Origin of the sequence: Paenibacillus chungangensis (assembly GCF_042675905.1) — a bacterium.
Taxonomy (GTDB): domain Bacteria; phylum Bacillota; class Bacilli; order Paenibacillales; family Paenibacillaceae; genus Pristimantibacillus; species Pristimantibacillus chungangensis.
In genome coordinates this window covers 576093-598746 of the sequence record NZ_JBHTJZ010000005.1, presented here as the reverse complement: position 1 = coordinate 598746, position 22654 = coordinate 576093, and the positions used below count along the sequence as shown (strand labels likewise).

24 protein-coding genes are annotated in these 22654 nt (G+C 49.6%); 3 read left to right on the top strand and 21 right to left on the bottom strand.

Annotated elements, in window-relative coordinates; genetic code table 11:
• Positions 1 to 82: 82 nt before the first annotated feature.
• The 8 genes from ACFQ2I_RS05255 to ACFQ2I_RS05220 all read right to left on the bottom strand — a co-directional run bounded on the left by ACFQ2I_RS05255 (position 83) and on the right by ACFQ2I_RS05220 (position 7435).
• Positions 83 to 655, bottom strand: coding sequence for a lysophospholipid acyltransferase family protein (locus tag ACFQ2I_RS05255; protein WP_377562596.1), 573 nt, complete (start codon positions 653 to 655; stop codon positions 83 to 85).
• Between the two features lie 3 nt (positions 656 to 658).
• The gene (gene cmk / locus ACFQ2I_RS05250) at positions 659 to 1354 is read right to left on the bottom strand and encodes a (d)CMP kinase (protein WP_377562595.1); all 696 of its coding nucleotides are present in this window, start codon (positions 1352 to 1354) and stop codon (positions 659 to 661) included.
• Positions 1355 to 1766: 412 nt separating this feature from the next.
• Positions 1767 to 2423, bottom strand: a complete 657-nt coding sequence (locus tag ACFQ2I_RS05245) for a flagellar brake protein (protein ID WP_377562985.1) — start codon at positions 2421 to 2423, stop codon at positions 1767 to 1769.
• A gap of 77 nt (positions 2424 to 2500) precedes the next feature.
• The gene (gene ypeB, locus ACFQ2I_RS05240; protein ID WP_377562594.1) at positions 2501 to 3856 is read right to left on the bottom strand and encodes a germination protein YpeB; all 1356 of its coding nucleotides are present in this window, start codon (positions 3854 to 3856) and stop codon (positions 2501 to 2503) included.
• Between the two features lie 343 nt (positions 3857 to 4199).
• A complete protein-coding gene (prsW, locus tag ACFQ2I_RS05235) occupies positions 4200 to 4892 on the bottom strand; it encodes a glutamic-type intramembrane protease PrsW (protein WP_377562593.1) in 693 nt (230 codons plus the stop codon).
• Positions 4893 to 4909: 17 nt separating this feature from the next.
• Positions 4910 to 6160: a Glu/Leu/Phe/Val family dehydrogenase gene (locus tag ACFQ2I_RS05230; RefSeq protein WP_377562984.1), complete on the bottom strand. Its 1251-nt coding sequence runs from the start codon at positions 6158 to 6160 to the stop codon at positions 4910 to 4912.
• 136 nt (positions 6161 to 6296) lie between these two features.
• A complete protein-coding gene (locus tag ACFQ2I_RS05225; RefSeq protein ID WP_377562592.1) occupies positions 6297 to 6911 on the bottom strand; it encodes a genetic competence negative regulator in 615 nt (204 codons plus the stop codon).
• A gap of 203 nt (positions 6912 to 7114) precedes the next feature.
• Positions 7115 to 7435 (bottom strand): hypothetical protein, encoded by a 321-nt coding sequence (locus ACFQ2I_RS05220; RefSeq protein ID WP_377562591.1) that lies wholly within the window; start codon positions 7433 to 7435, stop codon positions 7115 to 7117.
• Between the two features lie 168 nt (positions 7436 to 7603).
• Here ACFQ2I_RS05220 and ACFQ2I_RS05215 point away from each other — a divergent pair, with 168 nt between their 5' ends.
• A complete protein-coding gene (locus tag ACFQ2I_RS05215) occupies positions 7604 to 8485 on the top strand; it encodes a polysaccharide deacetylase family protein (protein WP_377562590.1) in 882 nt (293 codons plus the stop codon).
• Here the strand turns inward: ACFQ2I_RS05215 and ACFQ2I_RS05210 are convergent.
• Positions 8469 to 8714 carry a hypothetical protein gene (locus ACFQ2I_RS05210; RefSeq protein ID WP_377562589.1) on the bottom strand — a complete coding sequence of 82 codons (246 nt, stop codon included), beginning with the start codon at positions 8712 to 8714 and terminating at the stop codon, positions 8469 to 8471. The two genes, ACFQ2I_RS05215 and ACFQ2I_RS05210, sit on opposite strands and share 17 nt — an antisense overlap.
• Positions 8711 to 9304, bottom strand: a complete 594-nt coding sequence (locus tag ACFQ2I_RS05205; protein WP_377562588.1) for a CPBP family glutamic-type intramembrane protease — start codon at positions 9302 to 9304, stop codon at positions 8711 to 8713. Before ACFQ2I_RS05205 ends, ACFQ2I_RS05210 begins: the two co-directional genes overlap by 4 nt.
• Before the next feature lie 71 nt (positions 9305 to 9375).
• On the opposite strand from ACFQ2I_RS05205, the gene ACFQ2I_RS05200 reads away from it, so the two are divergent.
• Both ACFQ2I_RS05200 and serA read left to right on the top strand, forming a co-directional pair.
• Positions 9376 to 10293: a hypothetical protein gene (locus ACFQ2I_RS05200; RefSeq protein ID WP_377562587.1), complete on the top strand. Its 918-nt coding sequence runs from the start codon at positions 9376 to 9378 to the stop codon at positions 10291 to 10293.
• Positions 10294 to 10541: 248 nt separating this feature from the next.
• The gene (gene serA, locus ACFQ2I_RS05195) at positions 10542 to 12134 is read left to right on the top strand and encodes a phosphoglycerate dehydrogenase (protein WP_377562586.1); all 1593 of its coding nucleotides are present in this window, start codon (positions 10542 to 10544) and stop codon (positions 12132 to 12134) included.
• A gap of 182 nt (positions 12135 to 12316) precedes the next feature.
• Here the strand turns inward: serA and ACFQ2I_RS05190 are convergent, their stop codons facing one another.
• From ACFQ2I_RS05190 to ACFQ2I_RS05140, 11 genes are all read right to left on the bottom strand, one after another.
• Positions 12317 to 13780 carry a HAMP domain-containing sensor histidine kinase gene (locus ACFQ2I_RS05190; RefSeq protein WP_377562585.1) on the bottom strand — a complete coding sequence of 488 codons (1464 nt, stop codon included), beginning with the start codon at positions 13778 to 13780 and terminating at the stop codon, positions 12317 to 12319.
• Position 13781: 1 nt separating this feature from the next.
• A complete protein-coding gene (locus ACFQ2I_RS05185) occupies positions 13782 to 14498 on the bottom strand; it encodes a response regulator transcription factor (protein WP_377562584.1) in 717 nt (238 codons plus the stop codon).
• A gap of 36 nt (positions 14499 to 14534) precedes the next feature.
• Entirely contained in the window at positions 14535 to 15794 is a 1260-nt protein-coding gene (gene ccsA, locus ACFQ2I_RS05180; RefSeq protein ID WP_377562583.1) for a cytochrome c biogenesis protein CcsA, read from the bottom strand.
• A complete protein-coding gene (locus ACFQ2I_RS05175) occupies positions 15791 to 17470 on the bottom strand; it encodes a cytochrome c biogenesis protein ResB (RefSeq protein ID WP_377562582.1) in 1680 nt (559 codons plus the stop codon). Before ACFQ2I_RS05175 ends, ccsA begins: the two co-directional genes overlap by 4 nt.
• Before the next feature lie 11 nt (positions 17471 to 17481).
• Positions 17482 to 18012 carry a redoxin domain-containing protein gene (locus tag ACFQ2I_RS05170; RefSeq protein WP_377562581.1) on the bottom strand — a complete coding sequence of 177 codons (531 nt, stop codon included), beginning with the start codon at positions 18010 to 18012 and terminating at the stop codon, positions 17482 to 17484.
• A gap of 83 nt (positions 18013 to 18095) precedes the next feature.
• Entirely contained in the window at positions 18096 to 18836 is a 741-nt protein-coding gene (locus ACFQ2I_RS05165; protein WP_377562580.1) for a pseudouridine synthase, read from the bottom strand.
• A gap of 54 nt (positions 18837 to 18890) precedes the next feature.
• Positions 18891 to 19427, bottom strand: coding sequence for a spore maturation protein (locus ACFQ2I_RS05160; protein WP_377562579.1), 537 nt, complete (start codon positions 19425 to 19427; stop codon positions 18891 to 18893).
• On the bottom strand, positions 19420 to 20070 hold the full coding sequence (locus tag ACFQ2I_RS05155) for a nucleoside recognition domain-containing protein (RefSeq protein WP_377562578.1): 651 nt from the start codon (positions 20068 to 20070) through the stop codon (positions 19420 to 19422). The genes ACFQ2I_RS05160 and ACFQ2I_RS05155 overlap by 8 nt, the downstream gene beginning before the upstream one ends.
• Before the next feature lie 25 nt (positions 20071 to 20095).
• Complete coding sequence (locus tag ACFQ2I_RS05150; RefSeq protein ID WP_377562982.1) at positions 20096 to 21226, bottom strand: D-alanyl-D-alanine carboxypeptidase family protein; 1131 nt, start codon at positions 21224 to 21226, stop codon at positions 20096 to 20098.
• 289 nt (positions 21227 to 21515) lie between these two features.
• Complete coding sequence (gene ytfJ, locus ACFQ2I_RS05145) at positions 21516 to 21944, bottom strand: GerW family sporulation protein (protein WP_377562577.1); 429 nt, start codon at positions 21942 to 21944, stop codon at positions 21516 to 21518.
• Positions 21917 to 22600 carry a DUF2953 domain-containing protein gene (locus ACFQ2I_RS05140; protein WP_377562576.1) on the bottom strand — a complete coding sequence of 228 codons (684 nt, stop codon included), beginning with the start codon at positions 22598 to 22600 and terminating at the stop codon, positions 21917 to 21919. Before ACFQ2I_RS05140 ends, ytfJ begins: the two co-directional genes overlap by 28 nt.
• Positions 22601 to 22654: the final 54 nt, after the last annotated feature.

Genomic DNA, 22654 nt, shown 5'->3' with positions numbered 1-22654 from the left:
TGAAATAACCTCCTCGGTTCTTACCCCAACTTTATTTAAATCCGCATAACACTATTTAGTATACGGTATTTAAAACGATTCGTTAACTGTTTGATGAAAGCTTTTTTATTGCAGCCATAATGGCATCTGTCGCCTGCTCTAGCTTATCTGATGATGATGCGTCAATAATAGCGGATAATGTAATCGGTTCGCCATAGCAGACATACATTTTGCGGAATGGCTTATAGCTTCCCTTGATGGCGACGGGTACGATCTTCGCATCGCTTCGCAATGCGATCATGGCTGTTCCCTTCTTGGCGGCACCTGAACCGCCTCTTGTTCCCTCCGGGAAAATGCCCAGCACCTTGCCGGAATCCACCAGAGTAATCGCCGACTTGATCGCGTCCTTGCTGACACCTCCGCGTTTTACCGGGAATGCGCCAAAGGCTGTAATAAGCGCGCCGAAAACGGGAACTTTGAATAATTCTTCCTTCGCCATGAAATGAACCTTTCGCTTCACATAAATGCCCACCGTAGGCGGATCGAGATTGCTAATGTGGTTAGAAGCAAGAATAACTGGGCCTTCAGCTGGAATATGTTCCAGCCCTTGCGCTTCAAGACGAAATAGCAGCTTGTAGATGATGCCAAGCAGACTGCGAAAAAAAATGTATAGCATAGTTTACTTCGCCTCCGCCAATTTGGTGCGGCATAAGCGGATAATGTCCGCAACAACTTCCTCGATCGTCATTCCGCTGCTGTCCAACACATAGGCGTCCTCCGCTTGAATAAGCGGGGCAATCTCCCGCTTCGTATCAAGGTAATCTCGCTTCGCGATTTCTGCTTCCAGTTCATCCAGGCTAATCTCGTGATTATTCATTTCCTTGTAACGACGCAATGCCCTCTCGCGGGCAGATGCTGTCAGGAAGACTTTCACTTCCGCATCAGGGAGCACATGCGTACCGATATCCCTGCCGTCCATGACGACTCCCTTGCGCGCAGCCATCTCTCTTTGAAGACTAGCCAGCACTTCCCTGATGGACTGGGAAGCGGCGTAGTAGGATACTTCGCGGGTTACTTCCAAGGAACGAATATCGGCTGTGACATCTTCCCCGTTCACTAGCACGGATTGTCCCTCTTCGCCCCGGATTAACGCTATCTCCAGCTTATCAAGAAGCAAGGAGAGCGCTTCATCTTGGTCGGCGGCAATGGCCAAGCGCTGTGCGCTTAACGTTACGGCTCTATACATAGCACCAGTGTCGATATATATATAACCCAGTTGCCCGGCGACAAGTCTTGCAACCGTGCTCTTGCCGGCGCCTGCCGGCCCGTCAATTGCGATATTGATGCGGTCGCAGTCACCAGTCTGTTGCGTCACTTACAGCCAACCCCCTTTAAGTTCAAGACGGCCATCCTCATCAATCCGCTCAAGTCAAACAAAAAGCAGGCATTGCCTGCGACGTGAAAATTATACCACAGATTGTTGTGGGATGCAAAAATGATCTCCTTGTACATTAGGTTTACTCAAGGCCGCATCAAGCGGTTTCCTTCCCACTTCTCAACATTCGTTATCCAATACCTGACACTGTCGATTTGCGATATAGACTGTACAAAAAGCAGCAAGATAAAGAGAATAAGAATACTCTTTCCTAGCCACTTGCAAATTTTATCCACCAGAAGCAAAGCGAGATCAAGGCTAAGACGCTCTCTCCATTGATATATTCCCTTCACAAACAGCCCCTCCAAAACATCGGATGGTCGTTAGGATGGTTGTTTATTCCACGTAATATTCATCTATTACGATACTCTAGCTGCCTTTCAAAGCAGAAGCGAATAATTTTTTGACGCTCTGTGTCGCTAATCGCGATGAACTTGATCATTACCTGATTGCGTCCCGATTGAAGCAAATTAACGCGAACGACTTCTGCTTTAAATGGCACATGCTCCACTGAACCGTTCTTGAACGGAACGAGCAGCCAGCAGTCAATCTGTAATTCCTGCTGGAATGACCATTTCTTCTCGCAAAGGAACGATATGCCTCCGCCCCCAACATCGTCAGTCTGGCACAAGAAGCGGACTTGATCGGAGAACTTTACGGCAAGCTCAAGCTCGGCAGGCACGCGTAAAAAGCTGCGCCTCTGCACTTTGGTCATGCGTTCGGGGTCGGGTTTCATGATTTTGACCAATTTCAAGCCGTACTCTTCCTTGAATCCGACGACATGTGAATCAAAAAAATGTTTCACGCCGTCGCCGGTGATGAAATAGACGGACAGCTCGTCTCCCAGAAAGAGCCGTTTCATGCGCCCGCTGGATTCACTGATGGGATATTCGATATGTAACGATTGGTCTTCTTCATCAGCAATACGTGACTTGTACACGATCGCCGCTTCTGCTTCATCGGATGAAGCGATCTGGTAATACAGCATCTGATTGACTTTAGGCAACAACAAGCTCTCCCCTCCCATACTACAGCATTATAGCATGTCGAAGAGAAGGGAGCTATCATTGATTTTGACTATCAACCTTAGGAAGCCGCCTGCATATCCTCAGCAGAAATAACCTCTACAGATTCCTCTAAGCCCGATTGCGCATTAATATATACCCGATACATAGAGCCGTTGATCTTGCCCACGAATTCATAACAGAGAACCTCCTCGCCGGTATCCCCCTTAATGAGCGCCAGACGCTCATCTTTCACTTTCAACTCCGGATTAATCGACTTTCGAGCCTCCGCCTTGGTCAATACAGGCCCCGTCAATTCTCTCTTCCGATGCTGGAACACATAATCGCTGGCCTGCAATCCGATCACTTCTCCGTTGTCGAGCGCAACCTTGACCGTTACTTTGTCAGGATAGATGAGCACGTCATTCTGTGATTCAACTAGAGTGAATACGCCATTATGACGATACTCGTCGTAGGTTACGGCTTGCATATTTTTGAAACCATGCTTTTGCAAAAATTGATCTGCGGCCGTCTTTGCCTGTTCGAAGCTAATGGTCGTTTGTCCCACTTCACGTGTTTTCATATACCAGATCAGCGCTCCTCCACGCTGGGCAAAGTCCATCTGCACTTTGTTGTTGCCATCCTCATCGCCTTGTACGACTGCCGAGAAAGAAGCATACTCCGTCCCCTTGCCATTCTCGCTAACCTCTACCATAGAGGGATCTACTTGAAGAAATGATGCCGCACGCTTCCTAATCTCCACGTTATTCATCATTTCGCCGCTCAGCATCTTCATGGTGCGTTTCTCATACATGCTGGTGACGGAAGGGCCCCAGTCCAGTTCCGGATATTCACCTACTTTCTGGTCAACTCCCCTTAATCCCTGTACGACGGTGTTCTTTCCGCTTCCTTCCTCGGCGGCGATCGCAAGCTCCACATCCGTCCAGCGCAAGTTGTCTAAGAGAACATCCTGCTGCATGTGATGCAAATCTTTGGCGATATCATCCGACTTCGCATACAGTTCCTTTAACGTTTTGAATTCCGCCTCCGACAACGGCTGTTTCGTCAAATCCCTGACAGCGGTCTTATAAGCAAAGTTGGAAATATGCGACAGGAAATTTTCCATCTCTGTGAACGGCAAATAACTTAGCGGCAGCTGGCTAATTTCATTTTGCGCTTCACTTGTTAACCGCCAGACGTTGACAAGCCCTTTCTGATGAAAACCTTTCGATGTGGAATTGACCGCTAACGTATTGCCAAGTTGCTCATGAAGCTTTTCCACATGGAACGTCAAATTATGAAAAGCCCGTTGATACTGATTTTCCGCCTTTATTAATAGTTGATTTTTATCTTGCTGAGTCTGATAACCCCAATAAACAGCTCCAATCAGCATCACGGTGACAATGGGGAACAGAACCGAGCTTATTTTCCGGTACATATGCAAAAAACTCCTTTCTATTGCCAAACCTGGTGTTAGTTTGGTTTTCAGAATGGAGCTTTATGCATGTGGGCATCCACTATTATCTGTAGACTCATAGATCGTCAATTATAGCGCATTGTATTCTTCGATATGAAGATTTTCGCTGTTGCTGCAAATGCATTGCTTGAAGCCTGTATCGAAGGAGCCTCTGTACTTTCGGCCCCGAAGAACAAACTTCTCTCCGCAGACGTTACAACGAATGATTACCTTTACTCTGTCCGTCTCCATCCATACCTCCGTCAGTATAGTAAGTTTGGTGCGAGCCCTCGCTTGTTAACTATAAGCAGTATGGACGAAGACGTTACAGTTTAATCTCCTCTTCCCGATGCATGAGCCTGAACGGAGATCTGGAATTGGCGCGATTCATGCCGTACAGTCCCCCTATCCAGAGTAGGACCATGAATGGTGCAATGAACCATAGCCAGCCATCCTTGAATATGAGCAAAATCCAATCGTACACGCCGTGCAGTCCGAAAGGCAATAAGAAAGATATCGCCAGGAACAATCTGGTATTCTTCCCACTTGCAAACTTGGCCTTCCCGACGTAATAGCCCATTATAACGCCGAATAACGCATGACCTGACACTGGCAGCAACGCACGCAATAGCAACGAGCTGAACGATACAGGCGTAATTAACGCGTATAACACGTTCTCCATCGTGGCAAAACCTATCGAGATGGAAGCGGCATACAATATACCGTCGTAATGTTCGTCGAATTCCGTATGGTTGTAAATAAAATGATAAAGGACGAACCACTTCAAAAACTCCTCAACGCCGGCTGAGTGAACGAAGGCGGACAAAAAGGGCGTCTCGCCAAGCCATAGCTGCAACCCGCGTTGAATAACCATGATAGGGATCACGATTAGCACACCGAGCAAAAACATTCTAAGTACCATATGAATCGGCTCAGCGTTGTACCGGTCGCGCAAATAGAAATAAAGAAGAAGTGAAATACCGGGAGCAATAGCCGCGGCAATAACCGAAAACAACAAATGACTTCCCTGCTTTCTTACACCCACCCGCGAAATCGGACCGCTTCCGCTACCTTGCGCACACCTGCCATATAAGCGGCAAGCCGCATATCCACCTTCCGGGTTCTGTGTATCTCATATACATTCTGAAATCCGCGTATCATCATCAACTGCAGTTTATCGTCAACTTCCTGCTCGGTCCAATAGTAACCTCCGTTGTTCTGCACCCATTCGAAATAAGATACGATAACGCCGCCAGCACTCGCGAGAACATCCGGAATAAGGAGAATTCCCCGATCCGTAAGCATACGAGTCGCTTCCAGCGTCGTAGGCCCGTTGGCCGCTTCCACAATAATGGAGGCTTTAATAGCGTGGGCATTATGTTCCGTAATCTGATTCTCGATTGCAGCCGGCACCAATACTTCGCATTCCAACTCCAGCAGCTCCTTATTGGTCATGGAGCTGGAGAAGAGATTGGTCACATTGCCGAAGGAATCCCTTCGGTCAAGCAGGTATGGAATATCAAGCCCATCTTTATTATACAATGCTCCGTGCACATCGGAAATAGCAATTACCCTGCAGCCCGCCTCATGCATGAATTTGGCTAAATAACTGCCGGCATTGCCAAAGCCCTGTATAACGATCCGCGCATCCTTGATCGGAAAATTACGAAGCCGTAATGCTTCCTGTATCATAATAACGACTCCTCGAGCCGTCGCAGTCTCGCGTCCTTTCGAACCACCCAGCACAATTGGCTTGCCCGTTATGAATCCCGGGGAATCGAATTCGCGAATACGGCTATACTCGTCCATCATCCAAGCCATAATCTGAGAGTTGGTCATCACATCCGGAGCGGGGATATCCTTGGTCGGTCCTACAATCTGACTCACTGCTCGCACGTACCCCCTGCTTAACCGCTCCAACTCGCCGAATGACATATTGCGCGGATCGCATATGACGCCTCCCTTACCGCCTCCATATGGAAGATCGGCGATACCGCACTTCAAGCTCATCCAGATCGAGAGCGCCTTAACTTCTCGTTCCGTCACTGCAGGATGGAAGCGGACTCCGCCCTTCGTCGGGCCGACAGCGTCATTATGCTGCGACCTGAAACCAGTGAACACCATCGTAGATCCATCATCCATACGCACCGGTATTCTGACTGTTAGCATCCGAAGCGGCTCCTTCAGCAGTTCAATCATATCCTTGCCGTATCCTAAACGCTCCAAAGCCTGTTCGATGACAAGCTGAGTCGCATGCAACACATCGCTTTTTTCGTTATCCACCATATCCACCGCCTTCATACTTCTAATATGAGCCCTCGGTGCACTTCATATTCCAGTGAATAGCCGACTGAAGTCTGCGAAATAAAAAACATCCGCAGTGCGTTCGACTGCAGATGTTACTAAGTAGAATCCAAAAAGGCTAGAAATTAAAATGATCGCAAACGGTCTTGACCGCATCCTCCGCCATAATAACCTTCCCATACTCCTCCAGCATAGCATAGGTGACAGATGTCGCTTCACCGTATTCCGCCAACAAAGCAATGGCAGCGTTATGCCGGGCGGAATCGATCTGGGATGGCTCCAGAACCATAATCCACTTGTCATTATAAGAATAGAGCTGGCCGCCCTCCGTGATGCCTGCCGACATTAATCCTGTGGATATGGAGATTACATCTTCGAAGTCACGGAAAGCGTACATGATGATATCGCTTAGTTCCATCGTCACTTCCATATCATATATGTCATCGTCGAGTTCGTCTTCGTCACGCAACCCATCATCGACGCTTCCCTGCTTGCCTCTGGTCACGATGACTACCATACCTTGCGCTGGCATAGCATATACTTCTACTGCAAGAGGACGACCGCTTGCTTCAAAGCCGAGTTCATTGTAAGCCTGCTCCATCATCTCCAGGAACAGTTCATGAAGCTTCGGAGGCTCGCGCCACATATCTTCCTTCTGGATCCCACGTTCCAACAAATCGTCGAACGTTAGGAAAATCCTTATTCTGTCCCCACTAATCCGTTCGATTTTCATGACAGGATCCTCCTCTGCAGCAGCTGTCGTAATAGCGTATGATCATTTCAACCCAATGTGCCAAGAATATGCGCACACCCATACTTACAACTACTTTACCACTTCTGGTTCAGGAATGCACTATTATTGCACAAAAAAAAGAACCGTTATAACGGATGTTTGCCTTTACAAACCAATCCGCAACGATTCTTGCATCAAGACTGTTAATGGGTTATGCCGGACGATGCCGCCTTTATTTTATCCACTTCTTTCTTAACGGCCGGGTCGCTGCTAATGATGGCTTCAATTTGCTCCCAAGCGACGCCGGATCGTTCTGCGGTATCGTCTGCAGGCTTTGGGGCTTCGGCAGCCGCCTTCTTCCTATCAGCATTCAGCCACATCGACATTGCCTTACCTGCCATTGCCGCACCCGCATCTGTCATCGCATTGCAGGCGCGTGCCATCAGCTCGGGACGTCTGCGCGTCGCGTACATCGCAGCCATGGCTCCCAACAAGCCTCCAAGCATGAAGCTGCTCATTCTCAAGTGGTTCACCTCTTCCTTGTCTTCTCGTTACAGCATTATTATTCCCTGGCGAATTCGGCTCATGCTTCGTTCTCACAGGAAATGATTGACGTTGATGCCGTACCCCCATATGATATTTAAATGAACCTATTGTAGCTCGTTACCCGAATATTACGGAGGGATTAGAATATGAAAAAACGTAATTGGCGAATGGTCCCGCTTCTGTTCTTCTTGCTAGCCGGCTGCAGCGGAGGCGCAGCGACTCCGACTGCGGAACCGGTCGTACAGTCACATTCTATCACTGCTCCGCCACAGGAGGCAGCTCCTCGCGACGCTGTAGTCACAACCACAGCCCCTGTGCAGAGCATAGCACCGTCAAGGACACCCGATCCAGAAGCTGTGCCTGAAGGATCGGCGGAACCTATCAAGGCAAAATACAGCATGAATAAGGTGTATCGCTTCGTTCCCATCGATGAAGACGAAGCCCCTGAGAGAGCCGTGCTACTGACCTTCGACGACGGACCGAAAGACGAGACGGTGCTGACCAGCATGCTGGACACATTGGATAAACACGGAGCTAAAGCGATATTCTTCGTCAACGGCTATCGGGTCAAGCAGAATCCGGAGCTACTTAAATTGATGCATGAAAGAGGACATACGTTAGGCAACCATTCCTATGATCATATCAATCTGAAAAATGAGGAATTGGAAAAAGTGGAGAGCCAACTGGGAAAGGTGCAGGAAGATGTGGAAGCTTTGATCGGGGAAAAGCCGAAGTTTTTCAGACCCCCGTTCGGAGCCGGAAGCGATATCGTCAAGGACACCGCCAAAAAACAAGGAATGCTATATATGACATGGTCCAACGGGTCACTCGATTGGGACAAGTCAGCAAAAGGGAAACCTGAAGTTGTCATTGCCAACGTCATGGAGCAGCTCCACCCCGGGGCCAACATTCTCATGCACGAGCTGGAATGGACAGCCAAGGCGTTGGATGAGCTGCTGACCCAAATTGCCGGAAGGGATTACGTATTCATCGATCCTGCGACGATTGGCTTTACTCTTGATGAGTAAAAGTCGTCCCGTACCAGAACAAGCAGACAACCAGAACTAGAAACAGCACAATCATGATATTGTAGTACCATTTGGATATTTTATTGGTGCTGGATGGAAATTTTATGCGTCTTGAAGGCAGGGCTCGATCTTCTGAAGAAACTGCTTCTTTGGAGACGACGCTCTGTTTTTTGGCATGTATGTTTACCGGCTCCTTCCGGCTTCGGCTGTACTTCTCCCTTCGGTTCATGACTCCCTCCTGAAACGAATGATGAGACCCATCACGAAGTCGATCACAAAATGTGCTATAATGGGAGCCCAAATGCTACCGCTTTGGATATAAATCCAGCCCAAACCGTAGCTGATGGAGAATACGAGTCCTGTCGGGATCCAGTGGCGCAAATAGCGGACATGAATCGCCGCGAATATGATGCTCGTCCAATAAGGACCTATCGCGTGCTGAATCGCTCCTCTGAACAGCAGCTCTTCACATATCGCAACGACAAGGGACAGGAGTCCGATATGCCAGATCGGCCTGTTGCCGAATATTCGCTCATTCACGCCGCCATCGTCTGCAGCCTCCTCCGGCACCCAGCGAGATATGAGCAAATCGACGAGAATGACACCCCCTGCGAAAAGGAGACCCCAGGCTGCAAAATGAAACGTTGCGGGAAACGCGAACAGTTCCAAGAAATTTTGATGCTGAAATAATATCCATATGAAACCGATAATAAAAGTAAGCGCCTGAGTGACATATAAGTTGATAAGCAGCATCCGGTCATCTAGTTCATCAACGTTCACCTTGCGGATGCGTATGTTCCGAATATCGAATTTTTTCATACCCGAATGTTTCCTCCTAATTGCTGAATTGTGATGTCAACCTATACTTCATACATAGAAGGAGATTAATCATGGAAAAAAGATTTACAGCAACAGCATTGTTATTTAGCTTAGGGTTCCTGTTCATGCTCATTCTGGCTGTCGGAGCATTCTTCTACGGCGTTCAGATTGGCTCTGATCGAATCGAAGCGAAATATTCCGCACAAATGGAAGCTGAAGCGCTTGATGAATTCGCCGTCCCTTATCAGCAACAAGATCTCGTCTCTTTCTATCATACTGTATTTTCTCCGTATCGTGAATTTCAAAACGAATGGTTAAATACGATGAACAAGCTGGCCCGCAGCGAACATGTCGAAGCAGAGGCCGCATTCAAAAATCTGGGCAAATTGTCCAAACGGAAAGCGGAAGAGGCCAGCGCTTACGATATGGGTAAATCCTTGCTGTTGGAAGAAGCGCAAATTCAGTACATCCGCAGCATGCAGCTGTTCCAGGATGCAGCGGCACAAGCTGAGAAAGCTGCAAAAACCAAAAATGATGACGAGCTTTATCATTATATTGTGAATGATGAAACATACCTTAAAGCAGTCAAGCAATCACTAGAGGCTCAGAACAGTTATTACTTGGCGATGCAAAAATGGGCTGCATCCGTCGATCCTGAAATTCCGGGAGAGTATAACGCGCCGGACCTGCTAGCGCTGGACAAATGGCAGGACAAGCCGCTCGTTGTGAAAAACAGCATCGTATCGGGTTACCTGGCTGACAGTTCCAATCTATATCCCTTCTTTCCGCATGACTTGACGAGCAGAGTGGATCTGTTCATCGATTCAGGCGGAGCGGCAAAGTTGAAACTGCAGAGCTTCAATGCATTGATGGATCTCCTTCTAAGTACGGAAGCTGTACCAAGCGGCCACTTCATTTCCTTCAAGAACAAGCTTTACAACGATGAGCTGCTGCCTCAGCTCCCCTTCTTTCTGCCGGACATGAATTAAGAGGAAAAAAGGGCAACATTTTTGTCGAACACGATCAAGGATGACAGAATCATAACGAAAAATTCATAAATGAGCAAGTTAGAGCATTGCAATAAGCCATAATCATGCTATAAAATAGAGAAAGTCCGAACGATCGTTGATGGAACTCTCAACCCGCCATACCAACAACGCGGGTAGAGGGTTTTTCTGTTCATAATACGGCGAAGCCAGCAAGCATGGCTTCGTACAGTCTAGGAGGCCTGCAGTATATGTTCAAAGTGTTAGTATCGGATCCCATTAGCGATATGGGTATCCAGCAGCTTGTTGATGCTTCAGACGTATTAGTAGACAAGAAGACAGGGTTAAGCGAAGAGGAGCTTATCGCTATTATCGGTGATTATGACGCCATGCTTGTTCGAAGCCAGACACGCGTCACCGCAAACATTATGGGAGCGGGAAAGAAGCTTAAAGTCGTTGGACGAGCAGGTGTCGGCGTAGACAACATCGATCTGGAAGCTGCGACACAGAACGGCATTATCGTCATTAACGCCCCTGACGGCAACACCATTACCACTTGCGAGCATACTTTCGCCATGATGATGGCGCTGGCCCGTCACATTCCGCAAGCGTACAAGAAGACGGTATCGGGGACATGGGATCGCAAATCGTTCCTTGGAGTAGAGCTTCGTAACAAGACGCTGGGCGTCCTTGGCATGGGCCGTATCGGCAGCGAGGTAGCCAAGCGAGCTAAAGCGTTCGGAATGAATATTCTTGGCTTCGATCCGTTCATGACGGAGGAGCGTGCGGAGAAACTGGGCGTGAAACTGGGCAGCGTCGATGACATTGTCAGAAATGCTGATTTCATCACCGTTCATACACCGCTAACACCCGAGACTCGCCACATGATCGGCAAGTCGCAATTCGACGTCATGAAGCGCGGCATGCGTATTGTGAATTGTGCGCGAGGCGGCATCATCGACGAGCAGGCGCTAGTTGAAGCTATTGACGAAGGCATCGTCGCAGGCGCTGCATTCGATGTGTTCGAGAAGGAGCCTCCAGCTGCGGATCACCCTTTCCTGGGACATCCAAGCATTATCGTCACGCCGCATCTTGGCGCTTCGACAGTGGAAGCGCAGGAGAATGTCGCCATCGACGTATCGGAGCAGGTGTTGCATATTCTGCGTAACGAGCCGTTCATGAACGCCGTTAATATGCCTCCTATTCCAGCTAATCTTCAGAGCAAGCTGCAGCCGTACTTCGAGCTTGGAGAGAAGCTGGGCAGCTTCATCGCTCAGGCGTCCGAGGGAGCCGTTCAAGAGATTACCGTCCAGTATGCCGGCGAGCTGGCAGAAGTGGATACACAGCCAATTACGCGTTACATTATGCGTGGCTTACTCTCCCACCATCTGGGATCGGAACAGGTGAACATTGTCAACTCCATGCACCTTGCCAAGCAGCGCGATATTAACATTATCGTTCAGAAATCGCACAAATCGAAAGATTTCACCAATTTGGTTACGGTAAGCCTTCGCACGAAGAAGGAAGAGCGTTCTGTTGCGGGTACTCTATTAACAGGGTATGGTCCTCGCATCGTGCAAATCGACAAGTACCCTGTTGATGTTACGCCGGAAGGCAATTTGATTTTGATTGCTCATAACGACAAGCCCGGTATTATCGGCAGCGTTGGCACGCTGCTTGGCAACAATAATGTCAACATCGCCACCATGCAGGTAGGGCGCCAGTTGGAAGGCGGCTCCGCCATTATGGTATTGCGCGTCGACAAGGGCACACCGAAAGAAGTGCTGCTGCAATTGACCGACATGTCCGGATTGAATACGGCCAAGGAAATTATTTTGCCATAGCAGCAGTCATGTTAATAGTACGCCCTCTCGCTTGCAACCTTGCAACCTTGTAAGCGGGGGGCTTTTTTTGTTTCACGTACAACAAGATTAATCGGCTTGCTTCAACAAAAAAAGCGTCCCTGGACGGAACGCTTTCGATTAAATCACTTATTCGGACAGAAATCGCACCAATACGAGCTCGCTTATTCATGTGCTTCGACAGGCAGCAACAACGTAAAGGTCGTGCCTGAACCCGCTACGCTGTCGACAACGATCCGTCCATGATGAAGGTCGATCAAATTTTTCACGATCGCGAGACCAAGGCCCGTGCCTCCTGACGCCCCACGCTTTCTGGCTTTGTCCGCCTTATAGAACCGTTCGAAGATGTATGGGGCGTCTTCCTGCGGAATGCCTTGCCCTTCATCCTTCACTTGAAGCTGAATGTAGGAAGTGCCGTTCACTTGCAGATGCTCCCCTGTAATCGCGATGGACTTGCCCGCCGGCGTATGACGAAGCGCATTGTCCATCAAATTCGTCAGCACCTGTTCCAACCGATCCTCGTCCGCCTGACGCAGCAAGAGGGCTTCATGCGGCATATGCACATGCAGATCCACTCCCCGTTCCTTCGCGTATACGCCGAACTTGCGATGAACCCTTGTGAGTATATTCCGCAAGTCAATCTCCTGGAAGTGCATATCGACATGCCCCGCTTCCATGCGCGCGATGTCCAGGAAATCGTTCACTAGTCTGCCCATTCGAAGCGATTCATCGTAAATGACCTGAACGAGCTCCTTCCGATCCTCAGGAGAAGCGACAATATCGTCCAGCAGCGCTTCACTATAGCCCTGTAGCATAGAGAGTGGCGTTCTAATCTCGTGCGAAATGTTGGCGACGAAGTCCCTGCGCATCTTGTCAAGCTTATGCTCCTCCGTGACGTCCCGGATAACGGCTACTGCGCCGCGAACGACTCCTCCCGATTGCAGAGGAGCCATGACCACTGACCAGACGCTGCTGTGAACATGAATATTCTCCGTAAGATCTCTCCCCCGCTCCTTCACACTGTAGAATAACTCTCTTAACGGAACCGGAACGCTCATAGTGAGAGACGATCCAGCTGTAGGATCATCCCAAGCCGATTCCAGTCCGGACCATTGATTGAGAAGCAGGTGCCCACTCGGATTCGTCAGCGTAACCTGCCCATCCGCATCGAATGTAATGACGGAGTCGCCCATGCTCCTCAATATACTGGCCAAGTGATTGCGTCCGTCGTTCAAATCGTGAATCAGCTTATCCAATTGCTCTGTCATATGATTGAACGTATTGGCCAGCTGGCCGATTTCATCCGATGAACGAATATTGACCCGCGTGCTGTAGTCGCCTTGCGAGACGGAATCGGCCGCATTTTTCAGCTGGAGCAGCGGTTGCTGGATTTTAGTCGATAGGAAGAAGGCGAAGAAGGTGGACAGCAGGAACCCGATTGTCGCTGTAATGACGAATAATACTTTAATGTCATGCGAATTCTTCTCGTCGAACCAGATATCGATGTATTGCAGCAGGAATACACCTAATATGAGCAGCACGACCGCTACGAGCAACATGATCGTCGCCCATAGCTTGCCGATGACGCTGTACCAGAGCAGTCGAGCGAGGCGGTTCCACAACTTCATGTTACTTGGGAACCTCCAGCTTGTATCCTACGCCCCATACTGTCGTAATCATCCCGGCTGCCTCTGGCGACACCTTGTTCAGCTTCTCCCGCAGCCGCTTCACATGTGTATCTACCGTTCGCAAATCGCCAAAGAACTCATAATTCCAAACATCCTTCAGCAATTCCTCCCTGGAGAACACCTTGTCCGGCGAGACAGCCAAATAATGCAGCAGCTCATATTCCTTCGGAGTTAGGCTTACCTCCTGGCCGCCTGCTGTTACTCTATGTGCGTCATGCTCAATGACAAGATGAGGGAAGACGATATTGTTGCTCGTATTATTCTCCTTCGTCAGAAACGCGGTAGCCGAAGATCGACGAAGAATGGCCTTCACCCGGTAGATGACCTCCCGCGGGCTGAACGGCTTCACGACATAATCGTCAGCCCCTACCTCGAAGCCTTGCACACGGTTCATCTCTTCTCCTTTGGCTGTAAGCATAATAACAGGCGTAGACTTGACCTGGCGAAGACGCGAGCACACCTCTACCCCGTCTATGCCAGGAAGCATGACGTCCAGCAGAATCAACGCATAATCGCCGCTCACTGCCATTCTCAGCGCGGATTCTCCGTCCTCCGCTTCATCGATTGTATAGCCTTCCTTCTCCAAGTACATCTTCAACAGTCGTCTTATTCTCTCTTCATCGTCGACGACCAATATGCGATTACCATAATCCGGCATCATTACAACTCCTTCCCGCTACTTTCTTTTCCGATATTACACACCTGCATACGAATGCAGACCCGCGATAATCAGATTGACCCCGATCAGCGTGAATAATACGATGACGAAGCCGATAACCGCCAACCACGCGGACGGACGTCCCTGCCAGCCGCGAGACAGCCGGAAGTGAAGATACGCACTGTAGAACAGCCAAGTAATGAGAGCCCACACTTCCTTGGGATCCCACCCCCAGAATCTACCCCATGCAATCTCAGCCCAGATCATCGCGAAGATCAATGCTCCCAGCGTGAAGATAGGGAAGCCGATCGCGATGGCGCGGTAACTAATCTCGTCCAGATCATCAGGATCAATGCCGTCCATGACGGGATGAATCACAGCTCCGAGACGCCTCCTGAATGCCAATCGCAGCAGGCCGTACAGAATCGTACCGGCAATGATGGACCATATGACCGTATTCAGCTTGCGGCCTGCGCTTACACCGTTCATCCAGTCTGGCGCTTGGAATAACGGCTTCTCCATGCCGAGGAACGGCTGCATAGCAACAACTTCGCTATTGTACGGCTTCACGATCGGTGGCAGCGTGTAATGTTCTTCTTCCACTGTCGTCTGCACCACACCTTTAGCGTCTACCACCGCTTTCTCTCTCGTAAAGTCCGCTTCGTAGCCGACAGCGCGGAACGCGAACACGACAATAATGAAGCCCACAATGACTGTAATGGAATACAGTGTGAATTCTACCCAGAACTGAGCCCTTCTAGCTTGCTTGCTCTTATCATTATAGTCTGTAACCCTTAGCAAATACATCAAACCCGCGGCAAAACCGACGGCGAAGAAAGCTTCACCAAGCGCTGCCGTCGTGACATGCACCTTCAGCCAGATGGAATCAAGCGCAGGAATAAGCGGCTGCACTTCCTGTGGAAAGACGGATGCGTACCCAATGATAATTACCGTTAGCGGAAGGGCGAACATACCCAGCAATGGCTTGCGGTAAATCAAGTAAACGATGGTATACGCGATCATGATGGCCATGCCAAGAAATGTCATGAACTCATACATATTGCTCGTTGGTATTTGGCCCCCGCCAATCCAGCGGGTAAAAAAGAAGGTGAGATGGGCAGTCAAGCCGAGACTTGACACGATAAAAGCAATTTTCCCCCACTTCTTCTCATGCTTCTGAGGATCCCGGTTGCTCCACTGTTTCCCCGCAATTGCAATCATATAAAACAGAAACGCAAAGCAGTACAGAAAAAATGCCGCCAAAAATACATCACTACTAAAATCGAGTAAACTCACGCGTTTTTCCCTCCGTTATCCAGAGACTTAGGGTCGATATCGATCCCTGTCTTCTTCAATACTGCCGCGACATCTTGACGCATGCCGAACCAGTTTTTATTCGTATGTGCGCCCAGCGCAAGCTCGCTGTCATCCACACGCAACCAAATGCGGCGATGCTGCCAGTAAGAACCCATTAACAAGCCAATCATGGAAAATGCCGCGCCTATCCAGATGTAGGGGAGCGCTCGATCTACACGGACGTTCAAATACGTTGACGCTTCTGAGAACTCTACGTTCTCCATGCCGTCCACTCTGATCTCAATCTTCTCGGACAACTCCCGATTGATCGTATCTTGTGAGAATCTCACCTTATCCTTCTGCATTGGGAAGTACATATATGGCTCGCCCTCCGGAAGAAGTCCCGGTCCTTTCACGGTGAAGATGAAGGCAGGCGCATTGGGATCCCTGGAGAGAGTCGTAGGATCACCATTGCTGTCCAGACCGAACTCCATAAAGTTCGCATACAGCTCTAATGTGAACGGACCGAGCTGATGCCTTGTCTCGCCATCCTTCATCGGCAGATAGAATGGGCCGTATGTTTCACCCGTACGCTTGTCTTCCAACACGGGATGGACAGCATTGAGCCGGGGATTCAGATCGAAATCGAATTGATACAGCTTCAAGCCTTTGTATTTCAGCGGATCATTCACGATGATGGAGTGCCGCTTCACTTCCTTCAGGATGGGTTCGTTCAGCGATTCCAGGCCGCAGTTTTCCACACATTCGTACAACACGGCTTTCGTCTCGAAGTTTTTGGCACGCATCGTGCCCTTCAGTTCCTCGGGAAGTTCCTCTTCGGCGTAATATTCCACAATGAACTTTTCGCTTTTAATATAATACTGATCGTTGGTGCCAGGGACAGGCACTGTATCGCCATCCGTTATTTTCACATACTCGTCCATCTCCCAGCCAGGGATGCTTCGAGCCAGCGCTGCGAGCAGGAACAGAATAAGACCGATGTGATTAATATAGGGCCCCCATCTGCTGAAGCGGTTTTTCTCAGCAAGCAATGCGGTACCGTCGCGATGAACCTTGTACCTTTTGCCCTTCAGCGCATCGGCGACCTGTTCCGTCCATTCGTTGACATCGCTTTCTAATCTCGTCTTATAGACTGTCTTCTGCCTAAGAATAAATTGGTGATGCTTGCGGATCTGCTGCTTCTTAAGTGCTCGATACAGCGGTAGCACCCGATCCAGACTGCATATGATCAGAGATGCGCCAATCATGACAAGCAGCCCAATGAACCACCAGCTCTCATAAGTATGAGACAATCCCAGTAGATAATAGATTTTTCCCGGCAAGCCATATGATTCCTCGTAGTGAGAAGCCGCATCGAATGTTTTGCTTATGAATGTGCTCTCTTGGGGATAAATCGTGCCGAGCATCGCCCCAAGGAATGTGATGACAATTAAGTAGATGGCTATCTTCACCGAGGAGAAGAAATTCCATATTTGATCAATCGGATTGGGGTTGCTCTTCTGCGATCTTCTGGCTACGCCGTCATAACGCATCTCAAGCGGTGATTCCGCTTGCAGCATCTCCTTATCCAGCGGCTTGCCGCAAGATTCGCACAGCACGGTTCCAATAGCGTTCTGGTGACCGCACTCGCATTTCGTATTTTCCGGTAGTAACAAGTGATGACCTCCTATGACTGCAGCAGACGCTCAACTCTCGAGTTGATCTGCTCTTCGCTCATTCCCCCGACGACGACCTCCATCAGCTTGCCGTCAGGCTTCACGAAGAATGTCGTCGGATACTGGCGCAAGCCGTATTTGCGCTCGGTTTTGCGATTGACATCGCGCAGGATGGGATAGCTTAAATTGAACCGTTTTACGAAATTGTTGACGGAGAGCGTGTCCTCGCTCAGATTGATCGCAAGAATGACCAACCCCCTGTCCTTCCACTTCTCGTATTGGCGTTCGAATTCGGGCATCTCCTTGACGCAAGGTTCGCAGAACGTTCCCCAGAAGTTAATGATGACGGGCTGTCCCGTGTAGTTAGACAGAGATTGGGGATTATCGTCAAGATCAGCCAGCGTGAACGGAGGCGGTTCCATCCCCACTTTGATCTGTCCCGTATCTTCTTCGCCGAACAGCGTACTCCCGATGGCGTATCCCCCGATGATGAATACAGCGATCAGAATCACAATTTGCACTTTCTTTCGGTTTTTTCTCATTATGTGTTCTCACCACCAATATTTCATGAGCAATGATTTCATTATAACGAAAAGTCGACGGCAATTACTGCCGCCGCCGTTCACTATTTATGAACTTTATGTGTCTTGCGCGCCCCGTCCAGCAGCTCCTTCACCTCTTGCGGCGTCAAGTGTCTGAACTTCCCCCGGTGCAGCGATTCCAGCCCCAGCTCACCGAATCGGATACGTCGCAGACGCGTTACCTTATGGCCGATCGCTTCGAACATCCGCCTGACTTGCCGATTGCGCCCTTCATGGATTGTAATGGATACGGTTGACTTGTTCCCGTCCAGATCCACATCCACATACTCCACTTCAGCGGGAGAAGTCATGCCGTCCTCCAGCTTAATCCCCTTCTGCAGCCGCTCCAATGCAGTGCCGTGCGGGATACCGTTCACGGTAGCATGATACGTCTTCGGTACATGATGCTTGGGATGAGTGAGCAAGTTCGCGAACTCCCCATCGTTCGTTAGAAGCAGGAGCCCCTCCGTATCGTAGTCCAGACGTCCAACGGGATAGACGCGTTCTTTAATGCCGTGCAGGAAATCCGTGACGACCTTCCGGCCTTTGGGATCGGTCGCGCTAGTAATAACACCCTTAGGCTTGTTCAACATCAAGTATAGCTTGTTCTCCCCGCGTATCGGCTTACCGTTCACGGTGATGATGTCAGCTGCGGCATCCGCCTTGACTCCAAGCGCAGTCACTTTCTCTCCGTTAACCTCTACGACGCCGGATTGAATCAGCTCTTCGCATTTGCGGCGGGAAGCTACACCCGCTTGCGCTAATATTTTCTGTAAACGATCCAATTCTTTCACCTCACTCTCCATCATAACGATATCGAGTGCAAATCTCAAGCCAGTTTATCCGAATATGTACATACAGATCATAATTGCCGCGACGAAGCCTACCAAATCAGAGAACAGACCTACCTTCAGCGCATAACGCGTACGTCTCACGGCGACTGCTCCGAAGTACACGGTCAGCACATATAACGTTGTATCCGTACTGCCCTGTATCGTCGATGCGATTCGGCCGATCATGGAATCCGGTCCGTACGTGCCAATCAGATCTGCGGTAAAAGCAAGCGATCCCGCGCCAGTCAATGGTCGCAGCAAGCCAAGCGGCAGCACTTCGCTCGGAATGCCGAGCCAGTCGAACAGCGGGCGTACCGCCGATAGCATCAGCTCCATCGCACCGGATGCCCGGAACATACTGATGGCCACCATCATGCCAACCAGATGGGGAATGATGCTGATGGCAGTACCGAAGCCGTCCTTCGCCCCCTCCACGAACGTCTCATAGACGGGCAATTTCCTTCTCATAGCTGCATACAGAGGAATGAAGACGATAATCGCGGGAATCATCCATGAGGATATCGAGGCGAACCAATTATACAACCTCGCCACCTCCCGAGGGCTGAGCTAAGCTACTTGATTTGTCCGTAGTTGGAGTTCTTGGCGGTGATTGCGCCTTCCGTCGATACCACCTGTCTGCGGCAATTGCGGCAAAGGTGGCGATGAAGGTTGCGGCAAGCGTCGTACCGATAATTTCTGCGGGATTGGCGGAGTTGTAGTTCATCCGAATGGCAATCAAGGTGGTTGGCACAAGGGTTATGCTAGACGTATTGAGCGCCAGCAATGTACACATCGCCGGCGTCGCCGTTTCTTTGTCCCGATTCAGCTTCTGCAGCTCTTGCATTGCTCGAATACCCATCGGTGTTGCCGCGTTGCCGAGGCCGAACAGATTCGCGCTGAGATTACTCATTATATAGCCTAATGCAGGATGATCCTTGGGCACATCGGGGAACAGCCATCGAACGATTGGACCCAACATGATCGCCAGTTTTTTCAACAATCCGGCATCTTCGGCAATACGCATCATGCCCAGCCAGAATACCATTATGCTGATCAGCCCAAAACTGACCGTTACGCCTGATTTTGCGCCATCGAAGGCGGCCGCCGTCACCGTGTCCATCTCACCGGTGAATGCGGCTACTAATACGCTTGCGACAATTAAGAACAGCCATATCCAATTCACCATAGTTACGCCTCCCCTCCCATACTCGCTATCGTCCAACACCAATGATTCGTTTCCATTTTTTAATGATGGAGTCTTCATACTTGCTCGCTTTGCGAAATTGTTTCAACGATTGCTCAGAGCGCTTGGCGTGTGCTCGTGTCTTCAGCTTGGCGCTGCCTGACTCATACAATGGCACGGAGCCGATCGTCTCTCCGTTAAGCCTCCAACTCATTTTGCCTCTGTCGCCGAGCGCATGAGCTTCGCTTCCCTGTTCCGTCCAGACGATTTCACTGGTAATACCGGAATACTCATCAGTTGTCAGAGGGTAATGAAAGCTCTGTCCTACCACGATTGTCGTACCTTCTATGGCCTCGCCTTTGGAAGTAATCTGCTGCAAAGGGTAATGGCGGAATCCCCAATCCAGCAAATCTCGATGATCCGCCCAGTCATCCCCATCGTTAATCGTCACTGCTACGAGCTGCTGGCCGTTACGAGTAGCTGAGCTGACAAGACAGCGAAACGATTTTTTCGTATAACCGGTTTTCACGCCATCCGCCCCTTCATACATCGTCAGCATTTTATTTTTGTTCCTCCAGCTGTAATCCCATGAATCATTGGGATTAGGCGCCTTTTTCTGCTTCGTTGCCACGATTTCCGCGAATACCTGATTATGCAACGCATAGGCGGTAAGCTTGGCCATGTCATTGGCCGAAGAATAGTGCCCGTCGGCATCCAGCCCGTGCGGATTACGGAATTGCGTATGTGCAAGTCCGAGGAACGCCGCTTTCTCATTCATCAGATAGACGAAGCCTTCTTCCGTTCCTCCAACATGCTCAGCGATAGCTGTTGCCGCATCGTTACCGGACCGAAGCATCAATCCGAACAACATATTCGACAAACTCATTTCTTCGTTCAGTTGCAGATAGATGGAGGAACCTTCTTTACCGACAGCACGCTTTGACACTTTCACGGTATCACGAATATCGCTATGCTCGATCGCTACGATTGCTGTCATTATTTTAGTCAAGCTCGCAATGCGAAGCTCTTCATCTCCATTGTAGCTATATAGAAGTCTCCCCGAGGTTACATCAATTAAGGCAGCTGCTTTAGCCTTCGTTTTAATAGCATCCGGTTTGGCGGAGATGGCTGGTGTCACCCCCAATATGGTTACCAGCATAACTGTTATCGTCATCAAAATAGATCGACTGGCATTGATTCTGAATGTGAAGCCCATCTTGTTCGTTAACTCCTCTCGTTGGCATTGCATACTAAATATTTGCTTTAGCGTTCCATCGTTAAGGGTAGTATATGCTTGTACATGGAAGTGTAGACGAACTTAAAGGGGTAAAAAATGAAAAACTGCCCTTTCGGGCAGTTCGCGCGTCACGATGATGGTTCATCAGGCTTATTGTAGTGAATCGTCATCGATAATGGCTGCAGTTTCGACGTAATCCGTACCGCTGTCATTAGATGGTTTTTTTGAACATCGTTTGGAGCTTATCCACAACGCCAGGGGCGGACTCGATAATGCGTTCATACAGATGCGTTTGATTGTCCAGCGGTACAATTTTCACGCCATGCGCTCCTACTACGAGGAATGCGATGGGGGTAATGGATACGCCGCCGCCGCTGCCGCCGCCGAACGGCATATGCACAGATGCTTTATGTGCGTCGGACCCACCTCCGGCCCCATCGGTGCCATGAAGTTTTTCCGTCTCCCCCATCTTGAATTCACTGCCGCCTGCCACGAAGCCGAAGCCTACTTTGGATATCGGCATAATGACACTGCCGTCCGGCGTTTGAACGGGATCGCCGACGATTGTATTGACATCGACCATTTCTTTGATATTTTCCATTGCGGTTTGCATTAGGCCTTGAATAGGATGTTCTGCCATGCCTTGACGCCTCCTTTCCATTTCTTCATGCGAACCAATAGCTGCAGTCCGGCAAGCATAGCATAACCGAAGCGTATTTTCGCTATGCACGTCCATTCCGTTGAAAATGCAGGTCGCGCAAATTGGGGAGTGACGTTCATCACTGGCTGGACTTTCAATTGCACCAGTTGCGACAGCACGCCGATGATCGACGACTTGACCGACCATATCAAGCCTGTCGTCATCGCCGTCCACATCGCGTCGCCTGTTCCAACAGAAGTTGACCATCTCCACTCCACCAGTTTCACTTTGGCAAGCGTTCTCTTCGCCCACTCTTTCATATTCCGGGTCAAACGGAGTGCATGTTTGAATTTCTCTACTCCGTTCGCTACCTTCTCTGCATCGATATCTTCCTCATCGTGTCTCCAGGAATTGATGCCTGCTCCGACTTTCCTACTATCTTCTTCCACTTGCAGCGAAGCGCCCTGCCATTTCATTACCGGTACTTTCAACTTATAAGAGAGAAGACCGAATAACCCATTCACCCTAATCTCCATCTCTTCATTTTTCCCTTGCTTGGCAAATTGTGCCGTAATAACGATTGGCGATAACATCGCAGTGGCGAGCAACACAAAAAAACCGCAGGCCACTATCCAACCGTACAGGGTTCCGAGCATCGTTATCCTCCCCGATTCCCCAAGTATGGTTAAATATAGTATAGCCATGCGGTC